General features: G+C 28.4%; 1 protein-coding gene. It reads left to right on the forward strand.

All coding sequences use genetic code 11. The annotated features are described in order from the left end of the window. Positions 1 to 21 precede the first annotated feature (21 nt). On the forward strand, positions 22 to 156 hold the full coding sequence (locus HMPREF2629_RS09370; RefSeq protein WP_070813319.1) for a beta-class phenol-soluble modulin: 135 nt from the start codon (positions 22 to 24) through the stop codon (positions 154 to 156). Positions 157 to 211: the final 55 nt, after the last annotated feature.

Genomic DNA, 211 nt, shown 5'->3' on the forward strand with positions numbered 1-211 from the left:
AAAAAGAATGGAGAAATTCAAATGACTAAATTAGCAGAAGCAATTGCAAATACTGTAACAGCAGCACAAAATCAAGATTGGACAAAATTAGGTACAAGTATTGTTGACATCGTATCAAATGGTGTAAGCATTCTAGGCAAATACTTAGGATTCTAACGTAATAATATTTAAAAATAAAAAAAGAATGGAGAAATTCAAATGACTAAATTAG

Source organism: Staphylococcus sp. HMSC034C12, from assembly GCF_001835895.1.
Lineage (GTDB): Bacteria > Bacillota > Bacilli > Staphylococcales > Staphylococcaceae > Staphylococcus > Staphylococcus hominis.